The organism is Pedococcus sp. P2_F6 (genome assembly GCF_056403675.1).
The window spans coordinates 333,818-358,860 of the sequence record NZ_JBFUEZ010000004.1 but is presented as its reverse complement, the minus strand read 5'-3'; the positions used below and the strand labels follow the sequence as shown (position 1 = coordinate 358,860).

At 71.5% G+C, this 25,043-nt stretch carries 19 protein-coding genes; 11 read left to right on the top strand and 8 right to left on the bottom strand.

Going from position 1 to position 25,043, the window contains the following annotated elements:
- The first annotated feature begins 47 nt into the window (after positions 1 to 47).
- The gene (locus tag AC1DWP_RS13170) at positions 48 to 710 is read left to right on the top strand and encodes a Maf family protein (RefSeq protein WP_477614924.1); all 663 of its coding nucleotides are present in this window, start codon (positions 48 to 50) and stop codon (positions 708 to 710) included.
- Between the two features lie 10 nt (positions 711 to 720).
- Here AC1DWP_RS13170 and AC1DWP_RS13165 read toward each other — a convergent pair whose 3' ends face one another.
- Both AC1DWP_RS13165 and AC1DWP_RS13160 read right to left on the bottom strand, forming a co-directional pair.
- Positions 721 to 2,340, bottom strand: a complete 1,620-nt coding sequence (locus AC1DWP_RS13165; protein WP_477615306.1) for an acyl-CoA carboxylase subunit beta — start codon at positions 2,338 to 2,340, stop codon at positions 721 to 723.
- Positions 2,341 to 2,392: 52 nt separating this feature from the next.
- On the bottom strand, positions 2,393 to 3,574 hold the full coding sequence (locus tag AC1DWP_RS13160) for an acyl-CoA dehydrogenase family protein (protein ID WP_477614923.1): 1,182 nt from the start codon (positions 3,572 to 3,574) through the stop codon (positions 2,393 to 2,395).
- 123 nt (positions 3,575 to 3,697) lie between these two features.
- On the opposite strand from AC1DWP_RS13160, the gene AC1DWP_RS13155 reads away from it, so the two are divergent.
- The 3 genes from AC1DWP_RS13155 (at position 3,698) to AC1DWP_RS13145 (ending at position 5,976) form a co-directional block, all read left to right on the top strand.
- Positions 3,698 to 4,111, top strand: coding sequence for a MerR family transcriptional regulator (locus AC1DWP_RS13155; protein WP_477614922.1), 414 nt, complete (start codon positions 3,698 to 3,700; stop codon positions 4,109 to 4,111).
- 87 nt (positions 4,112 to 4,198) lie between these two features.
- Entirely contained in the window at positions 4,199 to 5,197 is a 999-nt protein-coding gene (locus tag AC1DWP_RS13150) for an SDR family oxidoreductase (protein WP_477614921.1), read from the top strand.
- A 74-nt stretch (positions 5,198 to 5,271) separates the two neighbouring features.
- Positions 5,272 to 5,976 (top strand): M50 family metallopeptidase, encoded by a 705-nt coding sequence (locus AC1DWP_RS13145; protein ID WP_477614920.1) that lies wholly within the window; start codon positions 5,272 to 5,274, stop codon positions 5,974 to 5,976.
- A 24-nt stretch (positions 5,977 to 6,000) separates the two neighbouring features.
- Here AC1DWP_RS13145 and AC1DWP_RS13140 read toward each other — a convergent pair whose 3' ends face one another.
- The gene (locus tag AC1DWP_RS13140; protein ID WP_477614919.1) at positions 6,001 to 6,960 is read right to left on the bottom strand and encodes a PfkB family carbohydrate kinase; all 960 of its coding nucleotides are present in this window, start codon (positions 6,958 to 6,960) and stop codon (positions 6,001 to 6,003) included.
- 88 nt (positions 6,961 to 7,048) lie between these two features.
- On the opposite strand from AC1DWP_RS13140, the gene AC1DWP_RS13135 reads away from it, so the two are divergent.
- Together AC1DWP_RS13135 and AC1DWP_RS13130 are read left to right on the top strand one after the other, a co-directional pair.
- Entirely contained in the window at positions 7,049 to 8,428 is a 1,380-nt protein-coding gene (locus AC1DWP_RS13135) for a glucose-6-phosphate dehydrogenase (RefSeq protein WP_477614918.1), read from the top strand.
- Positions 8,429 to 8,549: 121 nt separating this feature from the next.
- Positions 8,550 to 12,467 (top strand): hypothetical protein, encoded by a 3,918-nt coding sequence (locus AC1DWP_RS13130; protein ID WP_477614917.1) that lies wholly within the window; start codon positions 8,550 to 8,552, stop codon positions 12,465 to 12,467.
- 82 nt (positions 12,468 to 12,549) lie between these two features.
- Here AC1DWP_RS13130 and kynA read toward each other — a convergent pair whose 3' ends face one another.
- Positions 12,550 to 13,404 (bottom strand): tryptophan 2,3-dioxygenase, encoded by an 855-nt coding sequence (kynA, locus tag AC1DWP_RS13125; RefSeq protein ID WP_477614916.1) that lies wholly within the window; start codon positions 13,402 to 13,404, stop codon positions 12,550 to 12,552.
- Positions 13,405 to 13,563: 159 nt separating this feature from the next.
- On the opposite strand from kynA, the gene AC1DWP_RS13120 reads away from it, so the two are divergent.
- Both AC1DWP_RS13120 and AC1DWP_RS13115 read left to right on the top strand, forming a co-directional pair.
- Positions 13,564 to 15,579 carry a PQQ-dependent sugar dehydrogenase gene (locus AC1DWP_RS13120; protein ID WP_477614915.1) on the top strand — a complete coding sequence of 672 codons (2,016 nt, stop codon included), beginning with the start codon at positions 13,564 to 13,566 and terminating at the stop codon, positions 15,577 to 15,579.
- Between the two features lie 94 nt (positions 15,580 to 15,673).
- Positions 15,674 to 17,467, top strand: a complete 1,794-nt coding sequence (locus AC1DWP_RS13115; RefSeq protein ID WP_477614914.1) for an acetyl/propionyl/methylcrotonyl-CoA carboxylase subunit alpha — start codon at positions 15,674 to 15,676, stop codon at positions 17,465 to 17,467.
- Positions 17,468 to 17,555: 88 nt separating this feature from the next.
- Here AC1DWP_RS13115 and AC1DWP_RS13110 read toward each other — a convergent pair whose 3' ends face one another.
- Both AC1DWP_RS13110 and AC1DWP_RS13105 read right to left on the bottom strand, forming a co-directional pair.
- Positions 17,556 to 18,149 (bottom strand): antitoxin, encoded by a 594-nt coding sequence (locus AC1DWP_RS13110; RefSeq protein WP_477614913.1) that lies wholly within the window; start codon positions 18,147 to 18,149, stop codon positions 17,556 to 17,558.
- 134 nt (positions 18,150 to 18,283) lie between these two features.
- Positions 18,284 to 19,690, bottom strand: a complete 1,407-nt coding sequence (locus AC1DWP_RS13105; protein ID WP_477614912.1) for an NAD(P)H-quinone dehydrogenase — start codon at positions 19,688 to 19,690, stop codon at positions 18,284 to 18,286.
- 57 nt (positions 19,691 to 19,747) lie between these two features.
- Between AC1DWP_RS13105 and AC1DWP_RS13100 the strand changes: the two genes are divergently transcribed.
- Together AC1DWP_RS13100 and AC1DWP_RS13095 are read left to right on the top strand one after the other, a co-directional pair.
- Positions 19,748 to 20,599, top strand: a complete 852-nt coding sequence (locus tag AC1DWP_RS13100; protein ID WP_477614911.1) for a purine-nucleoside phosphorylase — start codon at positions 19,748 to 19,750, stop codon at positions 20,597 to 20,599.
- Between the two features lie 15 nt (positions 20,600 to 20,614).
- Positions 20,615 to 22,327, top strand: coding sequence for a phospho-sugar mutase (locus AC1DWP_RS13095; protein WP_477614910.1), 1,713 nt, complete (start codon positions 20,615 to 20,617; stop codon positions 22,325 to 22,327).
- Between the two features lie 89 nt (positions 22,328 to 22,416).
- On the opposite strand, the gene AC1DWP_RS13090 is transcribed toward AC1DWP_RS13095, so the two are convergent.
- A complete protein-coding gene (locus tag AC1DWP_RS13090) occupies positions 22,417 to 23,220 on the bottom strand; it encodes an HNH endonuclease signature motif containing protein (protein ID WP_477614909.1) in 804 nt (267 codons plus the stop codon).
- A 117-nt stretch (positions 23,221 to 23,337) separates the two neighbouring features.
- Positions 23,338 to 23,697 (bottom strand): hypothetical protein, encoded by a 360-nt coding sequence (locus tag AC1DWP_RS13085; protein WP_477614908.1) that lies wholly within the window; start codon positions 23,695 to 23,697, stop codon positions 23,338 to 23,340.
- Positions 23,698 to 23,998: 301 nt separating this feature from the next.
- On the opposite strand from AC1DWP_RS13085, the gene deoC reads away from it, so the two are divergent.
- A complete protein-coding gene (gene deoC, locus AC1DWP_RS13080; protein ID WP_477614907.1) occupies positions 23,999 to 25,015 on the top strand; it encodes a deoxyribose-phosphate aldolase in 1,017 nt (338 codons plus the stop codon).
- The last annotated feature ends 28 nt before the right edge of the window (positions 25,016 to 25,043 follow it).

Below are 25,043 nucleotides of genomic sequence, written 5' to 3'. Positions count from 1 at the left end.
ACACGCGGGTATGCCGCGTCGGCGCCTCGGGTGGGTAGCCTCGCCTCGTGACGTCCCTCGTGCTCGCCTCCGCCTCCCCCGCCCGCCGTCGACTGCTCGCCGCTGCGGGGCTGGAGCCCAGCGTGGTCGTGAGCTCCGTGGACGAGGCAGCGGTGACCGCAGCGGCCCTCGAGACCTACGGCGAGCTGGTCGCCGAGGACGTCGCGCTGGTTCTGGCGCGCGCCAAGGCCGAGGACGTGGCCGACCAGATCGACGACGCGATCATCGTCGGGTGCGACTCGGTCCTCGACCTCGACGGCGAGATCCACGGCAAGCCCGCGTCAGCGGCGGAGGCCAGGTCGCGGTGGCGCCAGATGCGCGGCCGCTCAGGCGTCCTGCACACCGGCCACTGGGTCGTCGACACCCGCGAGGAGGCCGATGGTGGGACGGGCGCCACGCTCGGGGCCACCGCCTCCACCACGGTCCACTTCGCCAAGCTGACGGACGACGAGATCGAGGCCTACGTCGAGACGGGCGAGCCCCTGCGTGTCGCCGGGGCCTTCACCCTCGACGGGCTCGGCGGGCCCTACGTCACCGGCATCGCAGGCGACCCGAGCAACGTGGTCGGGCTCTCGCTGCCGCTGCTGCGCGAGCTGCTCATGGAGGTCGGACTGGCATGGCACGACCTGCGCAGCACCGCGCACCGGGGCGCCCAGGGCGAGCGCGGCTGACCGCAACCCGTCAGACCGGGGGGATGTCGCGCCGCTTGGTGGCGAAGTGCCGCTCGCGGGCCTTGGCGTAGCGCAGCCGCAGCAGGAGCTCGGCACGCAGGGCGTCGGCCTCGATGATCTGGTCGAGGACCAGGTCGGCGGCGAGCCGCTCGAGGTCGACGTCCTCTTCGTACTCGCGCCGCATGTCCTGCACGAACTGCTCACGCTCGGCCGGGTCGTCGATCGCCGCGATCTTGTTGGCGTAGACGGCGTTGACGGCCGCCTCCGGGCCCATCACGGCGATGCGCGCGGTGGGCAGCGCGATGGTCGCGTCGGGACCGAAGCCGGGACCGCCCATGGCGTAGAGCCCGGCGCCGTAGGCCTTGCGGACGATCACGCAGAACTGCGGGACGGTCGCCGAGGACACCGCGTGCACCATCTTGGCGCCGTGCCGGATGATGCCGCCGCGCTCGACCTCCGACCCGATCATGAAGCCCGGGACGTCGGCGAGGTAGATCAGCGGGATCGAGTAGGCGTCGCACAGCCAGATGAACCGCGCGGCCTTGTCGGCGCTGTCCGTGAAGAGCACCCCACCCTTGACGATGGAGTTGTTGGCGACGATGCCGACGGTCTCCCCCGCCATCCGGCCGAACCCGATGACGAGCTCCGGCGCGAACAGAGGCTTGACCTCGAAGAACGACTCGTCGTCGACGAGGCCGTCGATGACCTCGTGGATGTCGAAGGGCTGGCTCTCGCGCTCGGGCACGGTGTGCCGCGTCAGCGGCGTCGAGGGCTCCTCCGGCGCGTAGGACGGAAGGTCGGAGCGCCAGTTGGCCGGCAGGTAGGAGAAGTACAGCCGCGCCATCTCGATGGCCTCGGTGTCGTCGGCGACCAGCAGGTCACCCACACCGGAGACCGTGCAGTGCATCCGCGCACCACCCATGTCCTCCAGCGAAACCTTCTCTCCCACAACCATTTCCGCCATGCGAGGACTGCCGAGATACATCGAGGCGTTTCCCTCGACCATGATGATCAGGTCGGTGAAGGAGGGAATGTAGGCACCGCCCGCGGCGCTCGGCCCGAACAGGCAGCAGATCTGGGGCACCTTGCCCGACAGTGCGACCTGGTTGTGGAAGATGCGGCCCGCGCCGCGGCGTCCGGGGAACATCTCGACCTGGTCGGTGATGCGGGCGCCCGCGGAGTCGACGAACCAGAAGACGGGCAGCTCCTCGCGCAGCGCCATCTCGGTGGCCCGCACGATCTTCTCGACCGTCCGCGCCCCCCACGACCCGGCCTTGACCGTCGGGTCGTTGGCGATCACGATCGCGGGGCGTCCGTCGACGGTGCCGCGACCCGTGACGACACCGTCGGCCGGCAGGCCCTTCGCCGTCGCGTTGGCGAACCGCGCGTCCTCGACGAAGCTCCCCTCGTCGAACAGCATCGCGATCCGGTCGCGCACGTAGAGCTTGCCCTGCGCGTCCAGCTTGGCCTGCGCCTTCTCGGGCGCCGCCGCAGAGGCCAGGTATGCCGCGGCGAGCCGCTCCCGGACGTCGGTCACCTTCGGGTCGGTGCCGGAGTCGGCTCCGACGGCGAACGGAAGGGCGGGGGTGGACGCCGAGGCGCCTGACGACGAGGTGGAGGTCACCGGCATACCCTCTCGCACTGTCTCGGGGGCTGCTGCGTCTGCGTCGGTTGTCACGGGCTCAGGCGGTCGGCAGGCCGAGGTGGCGGGCGATGACCATGCGTTGCACCTCGGAGGTGCCCTCGCCGATCTCGAGGATCTTGGCGTCGCGGTAGAAGCGGGCGACGGGGTACTCCTCCATGAAGCCGTTGCCGCCGAACACCTGCGTGGCGATGCGGGTCGCGGTGACGGCCGCCTCGGTCGAGTAGAGCTTGCAGATCGCGGCGGCCTGCTTGACCTCCTTGACCGAGCGGCGACCGTGCTCGAGCTCGTCCTTGAGCCAGGCGGCCTTGTAGGTCAGCTGGCGCGACGCCTCGACCATGACGGCGAGGTCGGCGATCTGGAAGGACACGCCCTGGTTGACGCCGATCGGCTTGCCGAACGCCTTGCGGGTCTTGGCGTACTCGGTGGTCTCCTCGAGCATCCGCTGGCTCATGCCGACCGCGAGGGCCGAGATGGCGATGCGGCCGTCGTCGAGGGTCTTGAGGAACTGCTTGAAGCCCTCGCCCTCGTTGCCGAGGAGGTTTCCGGCCGGCACGCGGCAGTTCTCGAAGGTCAGGCCATGGGTGTCGGAGGCGTGCCAGCCGAGCTTGTCGTAGGCCGGTTCGACGGTGAAGCCCTTGGTGCCGGAGGGGATCATGATGGCGCTGAGCTGCGCCGAGCCGTCGTCGTTCGTGCCGGTGCGGGCCGTCACGGTGACCACGGAGGTGACGTCCGTGCCGGAGTTGGTGATGAAGGCCTTCGACCCGTTGACGACCCACTCGTCGCCCTCGCGGACGGCCTTGGTGCGGGTGGCACCGGCGTCGGACCCGGCGTCGGGCTCGGTCAGGCCGAACCCGGCGAGCGCGCGACCCGCCACGAGGTCGGGCAGGAAGCGCTCCTTCTGCTCCTGGCTGCCGTAGGTCAGGATCGGGTTGATGCCCAGGCCGACCCCGGCCGACAGCGTGATGCCGATCGACTGGTCGACCCGGCCGAGCTCCTCGATGGCGACACAGAGCGAGGTGAAGTCACCGTCGTCACCCATCCCGCCGAACTCCTCGGGCACGACGAGGCCGAACAGCCCCAGGTCGCCCATCTTCGGCACGAGGTCGCTCGGGAAGTGGTGGTCCTTGTCCCACTTGGCGATGTGCGGCTCGACCTCTGCCTCGGCGAACTCCCGGACGACCTTGCGGAAGTCCTCGTGCTCCTTGCTCAGCTCGAACATCGATTCTCCTTCGTGGTGCGCGCCCGGGGCGGTGTCGATCGGACACCTGCTCCCGGCCACGCGGCATACCGTGGGTGTGGTGGTGCTTGACGTTGACGTAAACGTAAAGCAATACTCACGGGTATGCCAGCCCCCGCCTCCACCGCCGTCGACGAGCGCGTCCGGGAGACCTGGACGATCCGCGAGATCGCGGACGAGTTCGAGGTCACCCACCGGACGGTGCGGCACTACGAGGACCTGGGCCTGATCACCCCCGAGCGACGGGGCACCGTGCGGATCTACCACCGCCGTGACCGGACCCGCCTCGCGCTGATCCTGCGGGGCAAGCGGCTCGGCTTCCCGCTCGAGGAGATCCGCACGATCATCGATCTCTACGACCGGCCGCGCGGCAAGGCGAGCCAGCTGGAGTACGTGCTGGACCAGATCGACGAGCGTCGCGCCGACCTCGAGCAGCGTCGCCGCGACCTCGAGGACGCCATCACCGAGCTCGGGGAGTTCGAGCGCCGCTGCCGCGCGGACCTCCATCGCCTGGGCTGACGCGAGCAACCCCGACACGAGGCGGCAGGCATCAGGGACAGGCAGTCATCAGGGGCAGTCACCGGGCCCTGGTCCTAGGCTCGTGACATGGCCGCACGCACCGTCCTGTTCATCGGTGGCACCGGCGTGATCAGCTCGGCGTGCGTCGCCGAAGCCGTCACGCAGGGACACCGCGTCACGATCCTCAACCGCGGAACCAGCACCACCCATCCGCCGCACCCCGACGCCGAGGCGCTGCAGGCTGACGTCCGGGACGCGGAAGCAGTGCGGGAGGCCGTCGGCGGCCGCGAGTTCGACGTGGTCGTCGACTTCCTGTCGTTCACGCCGGACCAGGTGCAGCAGCAGCTCGACGAGTTCGCCGCGCGGTCGGGGCAGTACGTCTTCATCAGCTCGGCATCGGCCTACCAGACGCCCCCGTCGCGGCTGCCCGTCACCGAGTCGACTCCGCTGCGCAACCCGTTCTGGCAGTACTCGCGCGACAAGATCGCCTGCGAGGACCTGCTCGTGCGGGCCTACCGGGACGGCGGCCTGCCGGTGACGATCGTCCGGCCGTCGCACACCTACGACCACACCCTGCCGCCCTTCGAGGGTCGCTGGACGGTGGTCGAGCGGATGCGGCAGGGCAAGGCCGTCGTCGTGCACGGCGACGGAACGTCCCTGTGGACCATCACGCACCACACCGACTTCGCGCGGGCCTTCGTCGGGTTGCTGGGCCGTCGTGAGGCGTTCGGCGAGGCGTTCCACATCACGGGCGACGAGGCGCCGACGTGGAACAGGATCTACGCCGACGTCGCCGAGGCCGCAGGGGTGGAGCCACACCTCGTGCACGTGACGTCCGAGGCCATCGCCGCCGTGGACGAGGAGTTCGGCGACAGCCTGCTGGGCGACAAGGCGCACTCGATGGTGTTCGACAACACCAAGATCCGCACGCTCGTGCCCGGCTGGACCGCCCGCGTGCCGTTCCGGCAGGGGGCGCAGGAGATCGTCGACTGGCACGACGCGGATCCCGCCCGCCGGACGGTCGACCAGCAGCTCGACGCCCTGTACGACCGCCTGGTCGAGGCCCACCGTCTTCCCAGCCGGTAGCCCCGAGTCAGGAGGGCTCCCGCACCAGGAGGGCCCCACCCTCGCGCACAGCGACGTCGGCTAGGTTCGCCGCCGTGGACTGGGAACAGGTGCGTGGCCGGATCGAGCCCTCGACGGGTGACGTCGCCCTGAGTGCTCCCGCCGTGACCGTCGCCCTGGTGGCAGCCCTCCTCGTGGTGGCAGTACCCGCCGTCTGGCAGGTCCTGCGGCTCGCGGTGACCCTGGTCCACGAGCTCGGTCACGCCATGGTGGGCCTTGCCGTCGGCCGCCGCTTCACCGGGTTCGTGCTGCGCGGCGACATGTCCGGGCACGCGGTCACCGTCGGTCCGTCGCGTGGTGTGGGTCGGGTGCTCTCGACGTGGGCCGGCTATCCCGCGCCGGCGGTGGTGGGTGCGGCGCTGGTCTGGACCGCGGGTCGCGGGTGGGCGGCCCCGGCCGTCACGCTGGTCGGCGTCGTGCTGCTGGTCGCGCTCGTCCGGGTGCGCTCACTGCTCACTGCGGTGGTGATGCTGGCCGCGTTGGGCGCCACGGCTGCGCTGTGGTGGTGGCGCGACGACGCGGTGCAGGCTCAGGTCCTCGTGGGGTCCGGCATCGTGCTGCTGGTCGGGGCCTGGCGACACCTCGGCGCCGTGCTGCGGACACGTGCCCACTCGAGCGACCCGGCGGTCCTCGCGTCGCTCACCCACGTGCCGCGAGCCGTCTGGAACGGCACGTTCCTCCTCGTCTGCGCCGGCGCATCAGCGCTGGCAGCGGTCGAGGTCGCCGCCGCCTGGCGCTAGCCACCGGCTCGACCCGGTGTCCGCCTACCGATCCTGGAGGGCGAGGAACTCGTCGATCTCGGCAGCCGTCGGCGCGGTCGCCGGGCCACGGCGGGTCACCTTGATCGCCCCTGCCGCGTTGGCCCGCTTCGCCGCCGTCTCCCACTCCAGGCCTGCGGTGCGGCAGGCGACGAGCACGCCGGTGTGGGTGTCTCCCGCACCGTTGGTGTCGACCGCCTCCTGCGGATAGCCCGGCAGGTATGCCGTCTGCCCCCTTTCGCGCAGGTGGCACCCCTTGGGCCCGTCGCGCACGATGGCGACGGCACCCGCGGGCAGACGCCCGGTGAGCGCCTCCACCGAAGCCGCGGGATCGGCGTGCCCCGTGAGCTGCTCGGCCTCCTCGGCGTTGCTGGTCCACACGTTCGTGCGGGCGAGGACGTGCTGTTGCAGCTCGTCGGGCAGGTCGGCGAAGGCAGCGCCCGGGTCGAGGACCACGACGACACCCGTCGCCAGTCCGTCCAGCCACTCCACCAGCGGGTCCCTCGTGCGACCCACGAGCGAGAAGCCACTCACGCAGACCAGGTCCCCGGCCACCGGGGACGAGGTCTGCAGCGACTCGACGCTGATCCGGCGCTCGGCGCCCTGGGTCGTCACGAAGGTGCGTTCCGCACTCGGCTCGACCATCACGAAGCAGATCCCGGTGTCGAGGTCGGTGACAGGTGGGCTGCTCGCGATCACGCCCTCGGCCGCGAGCGCCGACCGGACCAGGTCGCCGTTGGCGCCCGTCCCCACGGCCCCAGCCAGCACAGCCCGGGCCCCCGAACGCGCCGCGGCCACGAGGATGTTGACCGCTCCCCCGGCATACCGCGCATAGGACTGCGCCACCGCGTTGCCACCACGCACCGGCAGCGCCTCGACCACGACCACCTCGTCGACGAGGGCCTGTGCGGTGTGGATGACCCGCGGAGCCGCCGCGCGGTCCGGCGCGCCCTCGTGGGTGCTCATGCTGAGCGAGTATGCCGGGTGGGCGCGTCCGGTGCTCCCCGCGCGACCCATGGCGACCTGATCCCCCTGCCGTGTAATGCTGCACGGCATGGCGACGGCACCGGAGACGACCCTGCTCATCCTCGGCGCAGGGGGCGACCTGACCAGGCGGTTGCTGCTGCCCGGGCTGGCCAGCCTGCTGGTGGTCGAGCCCGAGCGTCGGGTCAGGGTCGTCGGCGCCGACCGCGTCGACATCACCGCCGCCCAGTGGAAGGCCCGCGTCAAGGAGTCGTTCGCCGAGGCCAAGCCACCCGCGACGGTGACCGGCGCGGTGACGAAGCACACGGCATACGTCAAGACCGACCTGCTCGACGAGGCGGCGCTGCGCGAGCTGGTGGCCGGCTGCGGTGCGGGCCCCCTGGTCATCTTCTTCGCGCTACCTCCTCAGGTGACCATGAAGGTCTGTGAGCTGCTCCGGCACGTCGAGCTGCCCGAGGTAACGCGGCTCGCCCTGGAGAAGCCGTTCGGCACCGACCACGCGTCAGCAGTGCACTTCAACGCCCTCCTGCACAAGGTGGTGCCGGAGGAGGACATCTTTCGCATCGACCACTTCCTAGGTGTCGCAACAGTTTTCAACCTCGTTGGCCTTCGGTTCGCCAACCGCGTGCTGGCCCCGATCTGGAGTGCCGAACACATCGAGCGGGTCGAGATCGTCTACGACGAGGACCTTGCTCTCGAAGGGCGGGCCGGGTACTACGACGGCGCCGGGGCGCTCAAGGACATGCTGCAGAGCCACCTGCTCCAGGTGCTCGCGCTCTTCGCGATGGAGTCCATCGCCGCCCTCGACGCCCGTGAGCTCCAGGACCAGAAGGCCCAGGTGCTGCGCGCCACGAGGATCTGGGGCGGCTCACCCAAGCGGTCCTCGCGGCGCGCGCGCTACACCGAGGGAAAGCTCGGCCGCCGGACGGTGCCGGACTACGCCAAGGAGGAGGGCGTCGACCCGAAGCGGTCCACCGAGACGCTCGCGCAGGTCACCCTCGAGGTCGCCAACCAGCGGTGGGCCGGGGTGCCGTTCGTGCTGCGCAGTGGCAAGGCCATGGGCGCGCCGCGCAAGCAGATCGTGGCCCACTTCCGCGACGTCCCGCACCTGCCGACCGGCTTCACCGGCGGCTCCGACGGGGACCTGCTGACCATCGACCTCAAGCCCGGCGCCGTCTCGCTCACTGTGACCATGAACGCCGAGGGCGACCCGGTCGACCTCGAGCAGAAGACCCTGACGGCCGGCCTCGCCGCGCCCCGCATGCAGCCCTACGGGGAGGTACTGGCGCAGATCTTCGACGGCAGCCAGCTGCTGACGGTGCGCGGCGATGCCGCGGAGGAGTGCTGGCGGGTGATGGCACCGGTCATCAAGGCGTGGGCGGACGACAAGGTGCCGTTGGAGACGTATGCCGCGGGGTCGAGCGGCCCCGAAGGCTGGCTCGCGCCCTAGCCTTCTGGCGTCCGAAGGTCCGGATCCGACCGATTCGTCCTCGACCACGCACCGGCCCGGGATATGGTTCCCCGGCCGCTCCGATCCGGGCGGTTGGGGATGGTGGACGGGAACGGCGCGCATGCGAATAGGGGACAGGGCCACGCGGCTGGCGGCCCGGGCGGTCGTGACGGCCGTGGCGGTGGCGGGGACGTGGGTCGGCGTGCCTGCGACGGCGCACGCGGAGGACCCGGTCGTGCGCGACGCCCTCGTCGTCGACCACGTCAACGACTCGTCGTACTACGGACCGGACACTTCGCAGGCCTTGTACGACTCGCTGCGCGGGAACGCGCCAGTGGTCTCGGCCACTGCGACCCCCGGCGGGGTGCGACTGACGCGGCCCACCGATGCCCGGACCGGACCGGGGATCGAGGTGATCCCGGACTCGACGGGCCGCCTCACGGTGGGTTCGTTCCGTCCCACGAGCTACCTCCCGGGCGGGACGAGAACCCAGCCGGTCGTCCGGGTGGTGTCGCCACCGAGCTTCTGCACCACCCTGAGCTCGGCCCCCGGCCGGCTCGAGGTGGAGGACGTCGAGTACGCCGCAGACGGAGTCCTCACGAGCCTGTCTGCGTCGTACCAGATGTCCTGCTCAGGCGGTGGCACGCTCTCCGGCATCGTGCGGGTCGCCAGTACGCGCGGCTACACCTCCGGCGCCTCGGCGGCCGTGAAGCTGGGGAGGGTCACTGCAGGGTCGCGGTCGGCCCGGCTCATGACCCTGCGCAACACCGGCACCGAGCCACTCCCCCTGGGCGACGCGACCCCGGCCACGATGGCCGCCGACCAGCCTCGCCTCGAGGTCGTCGCGGGCACCGACACCTGCTCCGGGCAGACCCTCGCGGCGGGCGCGCAGTGCACCCTCACGGTCGAGTACGTCGACGACGGCATCCCCGGTGGGGGCTATCCCGCGTGGCTCGCCATCCCGGCCCCGACCCTCTACACCGGCCTGCTCCGGGTGGGCGTGTCCGTTGCCGAGGTCGTCTACCCTCCACTCGCCCCCGCGAACGTCGTGGCCGACGCCGGGTACGACGGGGTGCGCCTGCGCTGGTCGACCGACTCGACCAGCCCACCGCCCGAGAAGTGGCGAGTGCGCCGCGTGGACGGCGCCGAGCCCGTCGTCGTTGCGGAGGTCTCCAGCCCGGGCTTCGTCGACACCACGCTCGCCAAGGGGGAGCGCGCCACCTACACGGTTGCCGCCGTGAACCTGGCCGGCGAGGTCTTCGGCGAGCCCGTCGCGGTCGCCCGCCCGGACCTGCCCGACCTGCCCACACCCAGCGGGCGGTCCGCCGTCGTGGTGGAGGGCCTGATGGCCGTCACGGTGGTCGACACGATGGCCGGGGGGACGGTCACGTCCAGGGCGCCGGTCTCGAACGCCTACGCGACGACCCTCATCGCGGGCAACTCCTCTCTCGACCTGCCGCGCTACCCCCCCGGACCCGGCACCTACCCGCTGGCTGCCGACACGGCATACCCCCTGAACCTGTCGACGGTCCCGTCGGGCTGCTCGACCCCGACGGGCACCGTGGACGTGCGCGAGGCATGGGTGGGGGCCGACGGGACGGTCGACCGCCTGGACGCCGACGTGCACGCCACCTGCGGCACTGCCCCCCTCGAGCTCCAGCTTCGCGTGGGCTCGGACGCGTCGTACCGCGCGGTCCAGGTCTCGCCGGTGAGCAGCGCCACCAGGCTCCTCGAAGCCGTCGTGGGTGAGTCCTCGACGCCGCTCCAGGTCCGGGTCCAGAACGTCGGCAGCGTCACGACCTCCGTGGGCGCTCCGCACCTGTCGGGCACGGGGGCAGGCGACTTCGTCACGGACTCCGACTGCCCGGCTTCGCTCGACCCGCAGGCCAGCTGCATGGTCGACGTCGTCTTCCGCCCACACACCACCGGGAACGTCGACAACGTCCCGGTCGTCGTGCCCGTCGGAACGCCAGTGGGCTCCCAGGAGCTCGTGGTCTCGGGCCTCGCATCCGGTGCGCCCGGGTCGTGGCGTCCCGACGTGAGCGGGCTTCTCGGCCGAGCGCTCGTCCACTGGGACGTCGGCGGCGACGGACTGTCACCCCTGACGGGCATTGCCGTCGAGCGCGCCACCGGCGATGGCGCCTTCGTCGCGATGGCGCAGCTGCCGGCCGACACCTTCTCCTGGGTCGACACGACGGTTGTCCCTGGCACCACGTACCGGTACCGCCTCGTCGCGACGAACCAGTACGGCAGCACGCCCAGCAGCGACGCCGACATCGCCACCCTCGTCGCCCCGGATGAGGAGCTCGTCGTCTCATCGACCCAGGACTCCTCCCCCACCGGCGACCTCTGGTCGGCACCCGTTGCCACGGGACGGCCGTACGCCCTGGGCACCGGCCAGGACACCGACCTGCCGGTCGTCTCGCCGGACGGCCGCTCACTGACCTATGTGGTCTACGACGAGACGGGTGACGCCGGCCTCTGGGTCAGGTCGCTCGTCGGTAGCCCGTCCCCTCGGGTGCTCGTGGACAGCTCCACGGCCGACGAGCTCGACCCGACGTGGAGTCCGGACGGCTCCAAGGTCTGCTACTCGCGGCTCACCACGACGACCGTGGCCGTGTGGTGCGTCGGCACGGGCACGGGCACGGGTGCGGTGCCGGCGGCCTTCCCGGGCGCCGGTCTGACGGTGGAGCCGACGTTCCTCCCCGACACCAGCCGCCTCCTCGTCACCGACGTGACGGTGGGAGGCGTGCTCTCCCTGGACTCCACGGGCAAGCGCACTCCCGTCACCGGCACCGAGCTGGGCTCCTGGCCCGCCGTCTCCCCGCTGGGTGACCGCCTCGCCTTCGTCACCACCGACGACTCCGGCTACGACCACGTCTGGACCGTGCCGACGGCAGGTGGGGTGCGCCAGGAGGTCGCCAGGGCCTCCGACGTCTACACCATCTACGACCGGCCGGTGTGGTCTCCCGGAGGCGACGCCCTCGTCGTGCCCACCTACCAGCCCTACTCGGGGCAGAACGTGCTGTTGTGGCGTCCGAACGCTCCTCTGGCCGAGCGCCTCACGACGATCAACCCCGCGCACACGAACGACATCTCAGCGGTCGCGTGGCGCAGGCTCGACACGGCCGCGCCGTCGATCAGCTTCCCCGCAGCGCCCGCCAAGACGTCCGGCTCCGCACGGATCCCCGTTCGGGTCACCGACGACACCGTGCCGGTCGGCGGCATCACCGTTGCCTGCTCGGTGGACGGAAAGGCGGTGCCGCGGTGCGCCAGCGGGTATGCCGGCACGCTTGCCGCGGGGACGCACACCCTCACGGTGACGGCCACGGACCCGCACGGCCACACGTCGACCGCCTCCTACCGCTGGATCGTCGACACGGCAGCGCCCACCGTCTCCGTGACGGCCCTGCCCGCCCTGGTCCTCACCGGGACCTTCGCGGTCCGGTACGCCGCCACGGACGCGAGCGGGGTCGCGAGCTACGACGTCCGCTACCGCTCCGCCTCGAGCTCCGCCTCCTCCTTCTCGGCGTGGAGCCAGCCGACGGTGTGGACGAAGGTGACAGCAACCAGCCAGGTCGTGACGCCGAAAGCGGGCCACGAGTACTGCTTCTCGGCGCGAGCCCGCGACAAGGTCGGAAACACGTCCGCATGGTCGAAGGAACGATGCACAGCACGTCCGCTCGACGACCGCTCCCTCTCGACCACGACCTCGGGATGGACGCGGGCGGCGTCGTCCACGGCATACGCCGGAACGCTGACCCGGACGACGACGGTGGGTGCGAAGCTGACCCGGTCAGCGGGCGCCTTCCGGCGGGTCGCCGTGGTGGCGACGACCTGCTCCACCTGTGGCTCTGTGGAGGTGTACGTGGGCTCGACCCGGATCGGGACGGTGAGCCTCTGGTCCTCGACGACGAAGGCCAAGCAGGCGAAGTCCCTGCCGGTGCTCACGTCGGCACGCTCGGGGACGGTGACCCTGCGCGCGACCACGAAGGGGAGGTCGGTCCAGGTGGACGGGCTGCTCCTGCGGAAGACCTGAGCGAGGGATCCAGAGCCCTTCGAGACCCGACACGCGGCAAGTCGGTGTGTGGCGAAGGGTCGACGAGGCGGCCCGCCAGCAGTCAGACGCGGGTGCGCACCGAGTAGAGCTCGGGGAAGAAGGTCAGGTCGAGGGCACGGCGCAGGAAGTCGACGCCGGACGAGCCGCCGGTGCCCTTCTTGTGGCCGATGGTGCGGGTGACCACCTGCAGGTGCCGGAACCGCCACTGCTGGAAGTTGTCCTCGAGGTCGACGAGCTCCTCGCAGGTCTCGTAGACGCCCCAGTGCTCGCTCGGGCTGGCATAGACCGATGCGAACGTGTCGACGAGCTCGTCGTTCTCCCGATAGGGCTGGGTGAAGTCACGCTCGAGCTGCTCGGAGGGCACGGCATACCCGCGGCGGGCGAGGTAGCGCAGGAACTCGTCGTAGAGGCTCGGCTCGACCAGCAGCTCGGCGAGCAGGTCGCGCGCCACCGGGTCGTGCTCGAAAACCGTGACCATGTCGGCGTTCTTGTTGCCGAGCAGGAACTCGACGGCGCGGTACTGCCAGGACTGGAAGCCCGAGCTGGTCGCCAGGAAGGGCCTGATCTCGGCGTACTCACTCGGCGTCAGGGTGGCGAGCACCGACCACTGGTCGGTGAGGATCTCCTGGATGCGCTTGACCCGCGCCAGCCGCTTGAGGGCGGGCGCCAGGTCGTCGGTGGTGAGCAGGGCCCGGGCTGAGCGCAGCTCGTGCAGCATCAGCTTGAGCCACAGCTCGGAGGTCTGGTGCTGGATGATGAAGAGCAGCTCGTCGTGCTGCGCCGGCTCGCTCCGCGGGTGCTGCGCCGTGAGGAGCTGGTCCAGTCCCAGGTAGTCGCCGTAGGACATCGCAGCCGAGAAGTCCCGCTGCACACCCTCTTCGATCTCCCGCACCGACCGTGCGTCATCACCGCTCATGGCGCCACCCTATGGCGCCGCGAAGCGCCTCCTGACAACAGGCCGAGGTCGTGCGGCGGGGGTACCGTCCCAAGCATGGACTCTGTACGTTCGGTTGCGGTTCGTCGGGTTGCGGCACGTTCGGTTGCGGCACGTTCGGTTGCGGCACGTTCGGTTGCGGTGCGCAAGGACGCAGTCCGCAAGGTGGCCGTGCGACTGTGTGCGGGACTCGCGTCGACGGCCTGCCTGGTCACCCCCACGGTGGCACCGCAGGTCGCGGCAGCCGCAGAACCCGCGCCAGGCGTCCAGGTGACCACCCTGACCACCGGGCTCACCCTCCCTTGGGACCTGGCCGTGCTCCCCGACGGGTCGGTGCTGTTCACCGAGCGAGGCGGCGCCACGAGGCTGCGGCGCACGAACGGCTCGGTGCAGACCGTGGCCACCAACCAGTCGGACCTGTTCGTCGGATCGGAGTCCGGGCTGATGGGGCTCACCCTGGATCCCTCGTTCGCGAGCAACCGCCTCTACTACACCTGCCAGGCCTCCAAGGGGGCCGGCACGTCCGCGGTGGACATCCGCGTGCTGCGCTGGCTCCTTGCTGCCGACGGCACGTCGGCGACTCGCAGCGGCTCCCCGGTGCTGACCGGCATACCCATCACGACGGGGCAGCACGGCGGGTGCCGGCTGCGCAACGCGCCGGACGGCACCCTCCACGTCGGCACGGGTGACGCGATCACCGGGCCGGCCCCTCAGAGCCTGACGTCCCTGGGGGGCAAGACGTTGCGGGTCAACAGGGACGGCACCGCGCCCACGAACAACCCGTTCTACAGCGAGGGCGGGAATGCGCGGTTCATCTACACGTACGGCCACCGCAACGTGCAGGGCCTGGCGCTGCGCCCGGGCACCTCCCAGATGTGGAGCGCCGAGCACGGGCCGGACGTCGACGACGAGGTCAACCTGCTGAGCAGCGGCGGCAACTACGGCTGGGACCCGGACGGCGCCACGCACAACTACGACCAGTCGGTCCCGATGACCGACACCGTCACGTACCCCGCGGCGATTCGCGCGAAGTGGCGGTCCGGCAGCCCGACGGTCGCCACGAGCGGAGCCACCTTCCTCGCCGGGGCGGCCTGGGGTCGGTGGGAAGGCGCGCTCGCGGTCGCCGAGCTGAAGAACCAGGGTGTCCGGGTCCTCTCCCTGACGCCGGACGGGCGCGTGATCGGCAAGGAGCAGCTGAGCAAGCTCGATGACACGATCGGCCGGATCCGCACCGTCCAGAGTGCCGCCGGCGGCGCGGTCTACGTCAGCACCAGCAACGGCGGCGGGAACGACCGCATCTCACGGGTCGACCCGGTCGCCCCCGCATTGCCGCGGTGGTCCCCCGGCCTCGACGTCTCGCCCAGCGGGGTCGCGACGGTGCTTCGCGGGTCAGCGGTGACCGCCTTCGTGCGTGGCACGGACAACCGTGTCTGGTACACGACCCAGTCCGCCGCCGGTGGCGCCTTCAGCGGTTTCCGGTTCATTCCCGGCACGATCGCCTCGGCCCCGGCGGCCGTGACCTGGGGTGGTTCACGGGTCGACCTCTTCGCCAAGGGCAGCAACGGCCACCTCCTGCACACGTACTCCACCGGCGGCGCCTACCACGCGTGGGAGGACGTCGGCGGCGCGCTGACCAGCGCTCCCTCGGCTGCCTCCCTGAGCACCGGCACGATCGACATCGTCGCCCGCACGACCGGGGATGCGCTGTCGCGGATCCGGTGGGACGGCGCTCGCTGGACCCCGTGGACCCAGGTCGGCGGCGTGTTGTCCGCCGCGCCCGCCGCGAGCGCGGACCGTGCCGCCGGGACCGTCTCGGTGGTCGTCCGTGGCACCAACGGGCAGATCTTCCGCGTCGTGCTGTCCGCGACAGGAGTCGCGGGCGGGTTCACCAACCTCGGTCGGCTGACGTGGTCCGGGCCGACCCTGGCACAGGGCCCCACGCCCGTCATGGTCAGCCGGAACGGCCAGACGCCGGTGATCACCCAGGGCAGCTTCGCCACAGCCATCGGTGGGCTGCTGAGCGGCGCGCCCGCCGTCACCAGCCGCTCCGCGACGAGCTACGTCGTGCTCGGCCGCGGGACGGACAACGCCCTGTACGCCTATGACGGCCGCGGCGGTCACTACACCTGGTCGAAGGTGGGTGGCGTCCTCAGCTGAGCCCGCCGAGTGCTGACGAGGCCGCCCCACGGGTGGGCGAGACCACACCCGCAGGGTGGCCGTGCCGTCGCGGAAACGGGCTAGGCTCCCGCGCATGGCGCCCATTTCCGAGTCGACGACGAAGCCGATCTCCAAGGTCCTCATTGCCAACCGTGGCGAGATCGCCGTGCGCATTGCCCGCGCGTGCGCGGACAGTGGCATCGGTTCCGTTGCCGTGTATGCCGATCCGGACCGGGACGCCCTGCACGTCAAGGTCGCGGACGAGGCCTACGCGCTCGGGGGCACCACCCCCGGCGACTCCTACCTCGTGCAGGAGAAGCTGCTCGCCGTGGCGCGCAAGGCCGGTGCCGACGCCGTCCACCCGGGCTACGGCTTCCTCGCCGAGAACGCCTCCTTCGCCCAGGCCGTCATGGACGCCGGGCTGCGGTGGATCGGCCCTTCTCCCGCCGCGATCGACTCCCTCGGCGACAAGGTCAAGGCCCGCCACATCGCCGCCCGCGCCAACGCCCCCCTCGTGCCCGGCACCGCCGACCCGGTGGACACCGCGGACGAGATCGTCGCCTTCGCCAAGGAGCACGGCCTGCCCGTGGCCATCAAGGCGGCCTTCGGTGGTGGCGGTCGCGGACTGAAGGTCGCGCGCACCATCGAGGAGATCCCCGAGCTGTTCGACTCGGCCACCCGTGAGGCGGTCGCTGCGTTCGGTCGGGGCGAGTGCTTCGTCGAGCGCTACCTCGACAAGCCGCGCCACGTCGAGACCCAGTGCCTGGCCGACACCCACGGCAACGTCGTCGTCGTCTCGACCCGCGACTGCTCGCTGCAGCGCCGTCACCAGAAGCTCGTCGAGGAGGCCCCCGCGCCGTTCCTGTCCGATGAGCAGAACGCCGAGCTGGTTCGCGCCTCCAAGGCCATCCTCACCGAGGCCGGCTACACCGGCGCCGGGACGTGCGAGTTCCTCGTCGGCCAGGACGGCACCATTTCCTTCCTCGAGGTCAACACCCGCCTCCAGGTCGAGCACCCGGTCACCGAGGAGGTCACCGGCATCGACCTGGTCCGCGAGCAGTTCCGCATCGCCAACGGCGAGGAGCTGGGCTACGACGACCCCGCACCGACCGGTCACTCGTTCGAGTTCCGCATCAACGGCGAGGACGCCGGTCGAGGCTTCCTGCCGGCCCCCGGTGTCGTGACGGTCTTCGAGCCGCCGTCGGGCCCCGGCGTGCGGCTCGACTCCGGCGTCGTCGCCGGCGACGTCATCGGCGGCGCGTTCGACTCGATGCTGGCCAAGCTCATCGTGACCGGTCACGACCGGCACCAGGCCCTGGAGCGGTCCCGCCGCGCGCTGGCCGAGTTCACCGTCGACGGCATGCCGACGGTCCTGCCGTTCCACCGCGTCATCGTGTCCGACCCCGCCTTCGCCCCCGAGGGCGACAACCCGTTCTCGGTGCACACCCGGTGGATCGAGACCGAGTTCGACAACCAGATCGAGGCCTACTCCGGCACCGTGGCGCAGGCCCCCGAGGAGGACGGCGAGCGTCAGAGCGTCGTCGTCGAGGTCGGCGGCAAGCGGCTCGAGGTCGTCCTGCCCGGCGGGCTGTCGCTCGGTGGCGGCTCCAGCGCGGCGAAGAAGAAGGCCCCGCGCCGCTCCGGCGGGTCCAAGACCGGTGCCGCTGCGTCCGGTGACTCCCTCACTGCCCCCATGCAGGGCACCATCGTCAAGATCGCCGTCGAGGAAGGCCAGGAGGTCGCCGCCGGCGAGCTCGTCGTCGTCCTCGAGGCGATGAAGATGGAGCAGCCGATCAACGCCCACAAGGCCGGCACCATCACCGGCCTCGTCGCCGAGGTCGGCCAGACCGTGACCAACGGCGCCGTCATCGCCGAGATCAAGGACTGACCACCCGGCACACCCAGCACTGGAGAGAAACCGGGAGCGGCGCCACCTCCCAGCCGGGAGGCGGCGCCGCTGTCGTATGCCGGTTCGCTCAGCTCCGCCCGAACGGCGGGAGCTCCTTGGTGCCGCCGTCGCCCGTGTCGGTCTCGACGTCGGGGCCGGGTTCGGGGATGTTGCCGGTGCCGGGCTCGTCGCTGGGGACCTGCACCGGTCCGCTGTCGGGAACCTGCGAGGGATCGAGCGGGCCACCGGGCTGCCCAGGCTGCTGCGGCTCCCCCGGCGTCAGGGGGCCGTCTCCGGAAGCCGGCTCCTGAGGGTCGCCGGTGGACGGCGCCGGGTTGGGAGCCGGCGTCGGCTCGGGCACAGTCTCGGGCACAGTCTCGGGCGCCGGCTCGGGCGAGGGCTCGGGTGCCGGCTCTGGCACAGGCGCGGGCTCCGGCTCCGGGGTGGGGGCGGGCGCCGGCTCGGGCGCCGGCTCGGGATCCGGCTCGGGCGCGGGCTCCGGGGTCTGCTCCGGCAGGCCCAGCTGGTCACGCAGGGCGTCACCACCCTTGTCGACCTGGTCGGCGTACTTGCCTCCGGTCTGCTTGTCGATGAGGTCTTCGACCTTGTCGATGGCAGAGTCCGCCTGCTGCGGATTGCCCTTGGCGAGGTCCTTGATCTTGTCCAGCCAACCGCCTGCCATGCCCACGCCCCTCTCTCGGGAACTTCAGTGTCGACGCGTCGTGGTCGGCGCATCGCAACACCCTCGCCCCGGACACTACCCACGAACGTGGGGGAACTGCCGGACGAGGCGCGACGCGTGAGGTCAGTCGGAGGTCAGTCGCGTTGGTGCAGCTGGCGAGCCGCCTCGGCCACGGATCCGGACAACGAGGGGTAGACGGTGAAGGTGCCCGCCAGCTGGTCGACCGTCAGCCCGTGCTGCACAGCCAGGGTCACCGGGTAGATGAGCTCCGACGCGCGAGGAGCGACCACGACGCCGCCCACGACCGTGCCGCCGCCCTTGCGGGCGAACAGCTTGACGAAGCCGTCGGTGATGCCCTGCATCTTGGCGCGCGGGTTGGTGGCCAGTGGGAGCATCACCGAAGTCGCGTCGACGGTGCCCTCGTCGAGGTCCTTCTGGGAGAACCCGACGGTGGCGATCTCGGGGTCGGTGAAGATGTTGGCCGACACGGCCCGCAGGTTGAGCGGGGCCACCGCGTCACCCAGGGCGTGCGCCATGGCGATCCGACCCTGCATGGCGGCCACCGACGCGAGGGGCAGCACCCCGGTGCAGTCGCCCGCGGCATACACCCCTCGCACGGAGGTGCGGGAGACCTTGTCGACGACCACGTGTCCCGACTCGCTCACGGCCACGCCGACGTCCTCGAGGCCGATGCCGGAGGTCTGCGGGACCGAACCGACCGCGAGCAGCGCGTGGCTGCCCTCGACCTCTCGGCCGTCCTCGAGCCGGACCACCACGCCGGACGCGGTCCGGGACACCGAAGCCATCCGCGAGCGCCCGAGCACGTCCATGCCCCTCTTGCGGAACACGTCCTCGATGACGGCGGCCGCGTCGGCGTCCTCGCCCGGGAGGACCCGGTCACGCGACGACACGAGGGTGACGCGCGACCCGAGCCCGAGGTAGGCCTGGGCCAGCTCGGCACCGGTGACACCTGACCCGACGACCACCAGGTGCTCGGGAAGCTCGGCCAGGGTGTAGATCTGTTGCCAGGTGAGGATGCGTTCGCCGTCGGGCTGGGCCGTCGGGACCACGCGGGGAGTCGCGCCGGTGGAGATGAGCACCACGTCTGCGGTCAGGGTCTCCGTGGTCCCGTCGGCGAGGGTTGCCACCACCTCGCCGGCAGCGAGCAGGCGACCGGTGCCGGACAACACCGTGACGCCGTCACCCGCGAGCCGCGCGCCGATGTCGCGGGACTGCGCTGCGGCCAGGGCCAGGATCCGGCGGTTCACCGCCGTCAGCTCGGCGACCGAGTCGGAGACCTCGTCGCCCTCGTGGTCCTCGAGGTGCACGCCGAGGTCGGACGCCGTCTCGAACTGGCTCATGAAGTCGGCCGTCGAGATGAGGGTCTTGGACGGCACGCAGTCGGTCAGCACCGCGGCGCCGCCGACCCCGTCTCGCTCGACGACCGTCACGGTGGCGCCCAGGTGGGCGGCCACCAGCGCGGCCTCGTAGCCACCGGGGCCACCGCCGAGGATCACTACGGAGGCTTTGGGCGCGTTCACGAGCCCTATCCAACCATCCGAAGAGCCGTCCCCTCGCAGCGTCGGTAGTCTTCGAGCGTGACTGAGCAGCGCAGCCCGTCCGCGGGCCATCCAGACCTGGCAGACCCCTCGACGGACCCGTTCGAGGTGGCCCGGGCCGCCGCAGCGGCCATCGCCGAACGCAGCGGCGCGGCTCGGCACGACGTGGCGCTCGTCCTCGGCTCGGGCTGGGGACAGACCGGCGACCTCATCGGCGAGACGCTCGCCACGATCGACAACGCCGACGTCCCGGGCTTCGCCAAGGCCGCCGTCGCCGGGCACAGCGGCACGATGCGCTCGGTCGCGATCGCCGACACCGGTCGCCGCGCGCTGGTCTACGGCACCCGCACCCACTTCTACGAGGGCAAGGGCGTGCGGGCCGTGGTTCACGCCGTCCGCACCGCGGCGGCAGCCGGCTGCAAGACCATCGTCCTGACCAACGGCTGTGGTGGACTCAACCCCGCCTGGGCTCCCGGCACCCCGGTGCTCATCCGCGACCACCTGAACCTGACGGCGACGTCTCCGATCGAGGGCGCCAACTTCGTCGACCTCACCGACCTCTACTCGCCGCGGCTGCGTGACCTCGCCCGGGCCGTCGATCCTGACCTCGACGAGGGCGTCTACGTCCAGTTCCGCGGGCCCCACTACGAGACGCCTGCCGAGGTGCAGATGGCCAAGGTGCTGGGCGGCGACCTCGTCGGCATGTCCACCACCCTCGAGGCGATCGCCGCCCGCCAGGCGGGGCTCGAGGTCCTCGGCATCTCGCTGGTCACCAACCTGGCCGCCGGGATCAGTGACCAGCCGCTGTCCCACGAGGAGGTCATCGAAGCCGGCCAGGCCGCAGCCGAACGCTGCGGCAAGCTGCTCGCCGCCGTCGTCGCCACCATCTGAGAGAGGACGTCCACCATGACGTATGCCGCGCGACACGGCCGCGGAGCCACCTCCCCGTCCGCTTCCGAGGCGCACGCACAGGAGCTGATAGACGCCGCGCAGGCCTGGGTCGACGACGACCCCGACCACGAGACCCGAGTTGAGCTGGGCGACGTCCTCGCCAAGGCCAAGAAGGGCGACCAGGTCGCCGTCGACGACCTCGCCGACCGGTTCTCGGGGATGCTCGAGTTCGGCACCGCCGGGCTTCGTGGCGCCCTCGGCGCCGGTCCCAACCGGATGAACCGCTCCGTGGTGATTCGTGCGGCCGCCGGCCTCACGGCATACGTCCAGGCCCTGAAGCCCGAACCGTTCGTGGTCGTGGGTTACGACGCCCGCAAGAACTCCGACGTCTTCGCCCGCGACACCGCTGCCGTCGTGGTCGGGGCGGGGGGTCGCGCCGCGATCCTTCCCTCGCCGCTGCCGACCCCGGTGCTCGCCTACGCGATCCGCTTTCTCGGGGCCGACGCCGGCGTGATGGTGACCGCCAGCCACAACCCGCCCGAGGACAACGGCTACAAGGTCTACCTCGGGGACGGTTCGCAGATCGTGCCGCCGTCCGACGCCGGCATCGCCGCCCAGATCGCGCGCGTCACCGCGGTCGCGGACGTCCCCCTGGCCAAGGACGGGTGGGAGACCCTCGGAGACGGCGTGCTCGCCGCCTACCTCGAGGATGTCGTCACCGTGGTGGCCGCCGACACCCCGCGCGACGTCACCGTCGTGCACACAGCACTGCACGGTGTCGGGTCCGAGACGGTGGCCAAGGCCTTCGTGCAGGCGGGGTATGCCGCGCCGATCCCGGTCGCCAGCCAGGCGGAGCCGGACCCGATGTTCCCGACGGTGCACTTCCCCAACCCGGAGGAGCCCGGTGCGATGGACGCCGCGCTCGAGCTGGCCGAGCAGACGGGCCCGGACGTCGTGATCGCGAACGACCCCGACGCCGACCGGTGCGCCGTGGCGGTGCCCGCTCCCGGCGGATGGCGGATGCTGCGCGGCGACGAGGTCGGGGTTCTGCTGGGGGCGCACATCCTCGCCCGCGGCGTCGACGACGATGCCGTCTTCGCGAACTCGATCGTGTCGTCGCGGCTCCTCGCGGCGATGGCCAAGGCGGCCGGGGTGCGGCACGAGGAGACGCTGACCGGTTTCAAGTGGATCTCCCGTGTGGAGGGGCTGCGCTACGGCTACGAGGAGGCGCTGGGCTACTGCGTCGACCCGCCCCACGTGCGCGACAAGGACGGCGTCAGCGCCGCCCTGGTCGTGGCCGAGATGACCGCGACCCTCAAGTCGGAAGGGCGGTCGCTGACCGACCTGCTCGACGACCTGGCGGTCGAGCACGGGGTGCACGCCACGGACGCGCTGGCTGTGCGAGTGGCGGACCTGTCCCTGATCGGCACCGTCATGACCCGGCTCCGCGACAACCCACCCGAGGAGGTCGCAGGCATCCCCGTCTCGCGGGCCGACGACCTCGCGGTGGGCAGCGAGGCCCTCCCGCCGACCGACGGATTGCGCTACTACCTCGAGGACAACTCGCGGATCATCGTGCGCCCCTCGGGCACCGAGCCCAAGCTCAAGGTCTACCTCGAGGTCATCGAGCCCGTCGCGAGTGCGGAGTCGTTGCGGGACTCACGGGCCGTCGCCGCCACCCGGCTCGGCGAGATCAAGAAGGCCATGGAGGCCCTCACCGCCGTCTGACTGGGTGTCCGCGTGCGCCAGCCGGCTGAGGCCTTGCCCGGCGGGCATGCCAGCGGGCCCGCCGGGGTGCGGCGGGCTGTGGGGCGGGGTCATGGTCGCCAGGGTGGGGAGGCAGTTGACCTGTCTGCGAGCCAGTGGTCGTAGGCGCCGGGGGTCAGGTCCCAGTGGACCCGGCCGTCGGTGAGCTCGGCGTGGTAGCCGTTGCGGTGCACGATCGTGTGGTGCCGCCCGCACAACAGGGCGGCGTTGGTCAGGTCGGTGGCTCCGCCGTCGGCCCAGTGCCGCAGGTGGTGTCCGTCGCACCAGGACGCGGGCACGGTGCAGTCGGGGAAGGTGCACCCGCCGTCACGCAACCACAACGCCCGCAGCTGGGCGGAGGTGAACAGCCGGAACCGGCGGCCCAGGTCCAGGATCTGCCCGTCGGTGCCCAGCACCACCGGCACGACCCCCGCGTCACACGCGATCCGCCGGACCGTCTCCGGCCCGATGAGGGTGCCCGCCTCCCCCGACCCGAACACGGTCGCGGCGTTCGACCGGGCCACCAGGTCCTCCAGCGACACGGTGACGAACAGCTCCGCCTTCGGGGTGGTGGCCACCCCACCGGCCGAGGCGACCCCGCGGCGCAGCACCTCCAGCAGGGCGTCCATCCGCCGCTGCCCCGACGGCCGCCGGTCCGGCTCACCCTGGCCCGGCCGGGGCGCCGACAGTCCCTGCACGGCGGCCTCGATGACCGCCTTCGCCTCGGCGTCGACCACCATCGCGTACTCGAACACCCCGGTGCCGTGCGCGGACGGCTGGGACAACGAACGCTGCTCATGCGCCCGGTCCTGCTCACCCTGGAACTCACCCTCGGCCCCGTACTCCGCCACCAGGCGCTCGCGCAGCCCGCGCACGTCCCTTGGGACGCCCCCACGACGCCACCTCGACCAGCCCGGCCAGGACCGGCCCGTCCGCCCCGACCGCCAGCCGCGGCGCGAGCCGCTCGAACTCCTCCACCACCACCACCGCCGTCACCAGCGGCACCCGGGCCTCACGCACCGCGTGCACCAGCGCGGCATACCGGTCGTCGTGCGCGGCCTCGGCACCCGCACCACCCGCGCCGACCCACCCGCCCGCAGGGACGGCGACCGCTCGAGGAGCCAGGCGTGCGCCCCGGTCCGGCCCGAGCCGGCCTCACCGCGGTCGACCGCCTCGGCCAGCACCTCCACCCGGGCCGCGTCGGCCCGCACCGCCAGCTGGTCGAGCAGCGACGCGAACCCACCCAGCTCGGCCCCGCCCGCCGACCACAGCTCACCCTCGACCCCGGTCAGGGCACGGCACGCCAGCTCCACCGCCGCGCGCCGCTCCTCGAACGACATCCCCCCAACCATGAACCCAACCTAACAACCAGGTCTGACACTCCACCGATCACGAAACCCGTTGCAACGCAACCAGATACGGCACCGGATACGGCGCCCTTACGGCACCAGTTGTCCACAGGCCAGACCGGCTCGCCTCCAGCCTCCTGCGTGGACGGCTTGGTCAACGGTCGGCCGCGAAGGCGGACATCACGGCACCTGGACCGACGCCTCGGGCACCAGCCACACCGCGACCCTCACCCTGGGGTCCGGTCCCGCCGACTGAGGACCCTCGCGAACTGACCGAAGGGTGAGACACGGCTAGGATTGCTCGGTGAGCACCCCCACAGCTGCGGCCCCCTCTGTCGACGCCACGACCAGGGCGCGCGATCTCCTCGGCGTCTCCCGGCTCACGAACGCAGCCCTCACGAGCTGGCTGCACGGTCTGCCCGGGGTCGACCAGGTGGGCTGCGAGGCCAGGGCCGCGGGCCTCGGCACCCGGTCCATCAAGACCACCTCCAAGGCCTGGGGCATCGACCTGGCCATCTCCATGATCGACCTGACGACCCTCGAGGGCGCTGACACGCCGGGCAAGGTCCGTGGCCTGTGCGCCAAGGCGATCAACCCCGACCCCGGCTACCCCGACACGCCCCGCCCCGCGGCTGTCTGCGTCTACGGCGACATGGTCAGCACCGCCAAGGATGCCCTCGGCCAGAGCGGCGTCAAGGTGGCTGCGGTTGCCACGGCCTTCCCGAGCGGTCGAGCCCTGATGCCCATCAAGCTGGCCGACACCCGCGACGCCGTGAATGCCGGTGCCGACGAGATCGACATGGTGATCGACCGCGGGGCGTTCCTGTCGGGCGACTACCTCACGGTGTTCCGCGAGATCGCCGAGGTGTCCGAGGCCTGTATCCGCAAGGACGGGTCCCGCGCCCGGCTCAAGGTCATCATGGAAACCGGTGAGCTGGTCACCTACGACAACGTCCGGCGGGCGTCGTGGCTGTCGATGCTGGCCGGCGGCGACTTCATCAAGACCTCCACCGGCAAGGTCTCCCCCGCCGCGACCCTGCCGGTCACGCTGATCATGCTCGAGGCGGTCCGCGACTGGCGCGACCTCACCGGCGAGATGGTCGGCGTCAAGCCGGCCGGCGGCATCCGCACGAGCAAGGACGCCCTCAAGTTCCTCGTGACCGTGAGCGAGATCGCCGGCGAGGACTGGCTCGACCCGCACTGGTTCCGGTTCGGGGCCTCGAGCCTGCTCAACGACCTCATCCTGCAACGCCAGCGGATGGCGATCGGCGCCTACTCCGGCGCCGACTACGTCACCGACGACTCGCCAAGCCTGTACTGACCTGCGAGCCACCCAGCAGCCCCCTGCA

Excerpts from the sequence above, each read along its gene's own strand:
- AC1DWP_RS13150 (WP_477614921.1), top strand. The coding sequence starts at position 4,199 with ATGGCCGCACGCACCGTCCTGTTCATCGGTGGCACCGGCGTGATCAGC.
- AC1DWP_RS13160 (WP_477614923.1), bottom strand. The coding sequence starts at position 3,574 with ATGTTCGAGCTGAGCAAGGAGCACGAGGACTTCCGCAAGGTCGTCCGG.
- AC1DWP_RS13085 (WP_477614908.1), bottom strand. The coding sequence starts at position 23,697 with ATGGTTGGGGGGATGTCGTTCGAGGAGCGGCGCGCGGCGGTGGAGCTG.
- AC1DWP_RS13165 (WP_477615306.1), bottom strand. The coding sequence starts at position 2,340 with ATGCCGGTGACCTCCACCTCGTCGTCAGGCGCCTCGGCGTCCACCCCC.
- AC1DWP_RS13110 (WP_477614913.1), bottom strand. The coding sequence starts at position 18,149 with ATGGCAGGCGGTTGGCTGGACAAGATCAAGGACCTCGCCAAGGGCAAT.
- AC1DWP_RS13135 (WP_477614918.1), top strand. The coding sequence starts at position 7,049 with ATGGCGACGGCACCGGAGACGACCCTGCTCATCCTCGGCGCAGGGGGC.
- AC1DWP_RS13130 (WP_477614917.1), top strand. The coding sequence starts at position 8,550 with ATGCGAATAGGGGACAGGGCCACGCGGCTGGCGGCCCGGGCGGTCGTG.
- AC1DWP_RS13140 (WP_477614919.1), bottom strand. The coding sequence starts at position 6,960 with ATGAGCACCCACGAGGGCGCGCCGGACCGCGCGGCGGCTCCGCGGGTC.
- AC1DWP_RS13095 (WP_477614910.1), top strand. The coding sequence starts at position 20,615 with ATGACGTATGCCGCGCGACACGGCCGCGGAGCCACCTCCCCGTCCGCT.
- AC1DWP_RS13155 (WP_477614922.1), top strand. The coding sequence starts at position 3,698 with ATGCCAGCCCCCGCCTCCACCGCCGTCGACGAGCGCGTCCGGGAGACC.
- kynA (WP_477614916.1), bottom strand. The coding sequence starts at position 13,404 with ATGAGCGGTGATGACGCACGGTCGGTGCGGGAGATCGAAGAGGGTGTG.
- AC1DWP_RS13115 (WP_477614914.1), top strand. The coding sequence starts at position 15,674 with ATGGCGCCCATTTCCGAGTCGACGACGAAGCCGATCTCCAAGGTCCTC.